Source organism: Fretibacterium sp. OH1220_COT-178 (assembly GCF_003860125.1).
GTDB lineage: Bacteria > Synergistota > Synergistia > Synergistales > Aminobacteriaceae > CAJPSE01.
On record NZ_RQYL01000060.1, the window covers coordinates 1 to 2,301 of the forward strand.

Sequence of the window (2,301 nt, forward strand, 5' to 3'; positions counted from 1 at the left end):
GGATAACTGCAAGCTGTGTGTGGATTCGGTCGCTATCTGACAATCGCGATACGGATTTCGCGATTGTCAGGCGCAGACGACCGGCTCGGGACAACTGCAAGCTGTGTGTGTCGATTTGGTCGCCATCTCGCGAACGCAACAGTTTGGGTTGGCGGGGCGCAGGCGACCGGCTCGGGATAACTGCAAGCTGTGTGTGGATTCGGTCGCCATCTCGCGAACTCAACAGTTTGGGTTGGCGGGGCGCAGATAAACCCTTCCGCCCCTTCGGGCTATCTGATGAAGAAACCAGCCGGACCGAAGGTTTGCGTAGCACTCTGCACAGCTCTTCCCTTCGGGGAATCGCTGGCAGTCTGGCCGTCCCCTTGCATAAGTGAGGCAGCAAATCTTTGAGTTACGCGCAGCCGAACTTATAAGCAGACGACCGGCCAACGCAGTGCGCCGTGTCCGTCGCTTAGGAGCTTTATCAGTTGCTTTACCAGGGAGGCAGGGGGCATTGGCCCCCCTGATGAAGCAACTAAGCGACCCGCACAACTCGCTTTCGCTCGTTGGCGCTCTGCTTATGCAAGGGGGGCCGCAGGGGCTGGGTTGCGGCAGGAATACGGAAAAATCTCTTTAGAGTACAGTGGCGTCACAAGCCAAAAAAGAACAGGAAGGTGATCAAAGTGAGAAAGCGTGTTTATTCGGTCGTATCGGTGTTTCTGGCGTTGCTGCTGGGCCTGTCCGCCCCGGCTGGGGCGGAGCTCCTCTTCGCGCGGCTGGACGGCAACTATGCCAACGCGACGTTGGGAATCGTACTGGGAGACGGCAATCCCGTCCATCCTCTGGTCAGCAACATGGGGGGCAATCAGGGACAGGGCATCTACCCGTTCCTCAATGCGGAAGGAAAATTTCGTGTCGCCGTAACGCTCTATACTCAGGGTAAGGCTGACGTCGTCAACATCCATGCCCCGGGGCCGAAGGAGGGATGGGCGGCTCCCGAGACCTGGAATCGTCCCGCGGAGTCGGTCGGATCTCTTCGGAACATTCGCTCCCTAGTGGCGATGGGAGGGGCCCTTTTCGGAACGGGCTACGATGTGTCCCAGGTCTCCCGCCTGGCGCCCGCCAGCGGGGATCGGTACGTGGAGGACAAGACGTATGCCTACGTTTCGTCGGCGCCGGGGTACGACGCTCACGGCGAGGGGTTGGTGGCCTACAACGACAAGCTCTATGCCATTTTCTCGGAAGGGCGCGATATCTGGACCGCCTCGGGCGACTATGCGCCCAATCACCTGGTCAAGCTCGACAAGGACTTGAACGTCTTGGAGAAGAAGCCGATGTTGGGCAGAAATCTCGGCGGCTCGGTCCCCGGCGCCTTCCTTCGTCAGGGCAATCTGCTCTACGTCGCCACGCTGGGCGGCACTCAGCCCGTCGAGAACGCCTACAATCCGGCCTCCTGCGTGGAGATCGTCAATCTGGATACGATGGAGATCTCGGCACCTTTGAAGGCGGAGGCGGTGAAGGCGGCGGACCCCACATTCGGACACATGTTCGGGGCCGTGGCGTCGGCCTGGGACAAGATCTATGTGCAGGCCACGAAGTGGAGCCAGGCGGATGGCTACAGCATCCGCGTGTACGAGACTACGGCGGAGCGTCTTGCCAAGGGGGACCTGGGAACTCTGCTGAAGGATTTCCAGGGAAAGAACGGCTATGCTTCGGGCCTGTCCTACGATTCGGAGCGGAAATACCTTTGGGTCGGTGCGGGATTCAGCCTGTGGCGTTATGACGGGAGCGGCTGGAAGGAATTCGATTCCAATGCCCTCGGCGGCAACCTCTCGAGCTATGCGGCGATTTCCGCCCCGGCGGGCTCGCTCAATCCTCCGGCCCCCGCTCCGGGCCCCAATCAGAACCAGCCGAAGAGCGGTTCCGGCGGCGGCTGCGATACGGGGCTTGGCTGGATGCTGTTGCTGGCGGTCGTCCCGGTGGTTGGGCGGCGAAGGAGCTAACCCCTCCGGCCCACTTCCCCTTACATAGGTGAGGCAGCAAATCTTTGAGTTACGCGTAGCCGAACTTATAAGCAGACGACCGGCAAGCGCAGTGCGCCGTGTCGGTCGCTTAGGAGCTTTATCAGGGGTTTCATCAGGGGAGGCAGTGATTTGCCGTCCAGTTTATCCACGATCCGAACAAGGGTGGAGCGCTGTGCTCCACCCTTGTTCGGGCCGGCGTTCGGGAAGGAAGTCGAGGCATGAGGATCTGGAGCTCCCCCTGCGGGGACGAGGCGCATCACTACAACAAATCCGTGGTCCTGACCTTTTCGGGGCCGCG

1 protein-coding gene is annotated in these 2,301 nt (G+C 60.6%); it reads left to right on the plus strand.

The genetic code is table 11. The annotated features are described in order from the left end of the window. Window positions 1–662: 662 nt before the first annotated feature. A complete protein-coding gene (locus EII26_RS12770) occupies window positions 663–1,982 on the plus strand; it encodes a Synerg-CTERM sorting domain-containing protein (protein ID WP_124889532.1) in 1,320 nt (439 codons plus the stop codon). Window positions 1,983–2,301 lie beyond the last annotated feature (319 nt).